The following is a 646-nucleotide window of genomic DNA, read 5'->3' as shown; positions in this document are numbered from 1 at the left end:
ATCTGAGTATGTTCAGTAGTGGAGTTACGGTCTCTTCCGGTACTGATTTACGATTATCTGTGGCTTCGGATCAGCCTCCTTATGGATGGTTTAGTTATGAGGTTCGCCTTCGGGTGACTCCCCGTTTATCGACCGGAGTTTTTGATCCTACTCAGAGTTATGTTGTTACGTTATTAGTTTCCAGTAATAGTGTTGCAGGATCAGGGCAGCATAGTATTGATGTTCGGGAACATCGTATTGGGGATAGTTATGGGGCTCACATAGTTGTAGAAGAGGGTCGCTATCAGAATCTATCGACTTCATCGGTAGATGTTAATGGATATATCCCAGAGAATATTACTTTATCAGCTAGCTTATGGGTATCACATTATGGAGTTTTATCTGATATGGTTCCTCCTATTGTTGCTACTTTTAATGGAGTTAGTAATGAATTGTCATTTGCCTGGGAAGATGTTTTAGGAGCGGACCATTATCAATTAGAGTGGAGCTGGGTTGATAGTTATGGGGATCGTTTTAATACATCTTTAGGAGCGGATCAGATAGCTTTTAGCACTCTTGATTTTAAAGATAATAGTACTCGTATTCAGACAAAGGCTACTGGTTATTCGATTCCTTTAATTTACAGCAAAGGCTATTTGATTTACAG

General features: G+C 39.8%; 1 protein-coding gene. It reads left to right on the top strand.

Annotated features, from left to right (window positions below):
- Nucleotides 1-646 (top strand): hypothetical protein (locus ACFSTE_RS16000; protein WP_378298287.1); only part of this gene is annotated, 646 nt, incomplete at both ends.

Origin of the sequence: Aquimarina hainanensis (genome assembly GCF_042684685.1) — a bacterium.
GTDB classification, from domain to species: Bacteria; Bacteroidota; Bacteroidia; order Flavobacteriales; family Flavobacteriaceae; genus Aquimarina; species Aquimarina hainanensis.
The sequence above is the reverse complement of the archived record's forward strand: the minus strand, read 5'-3'. Positions and strand labels throughout refer to the sequence as shown.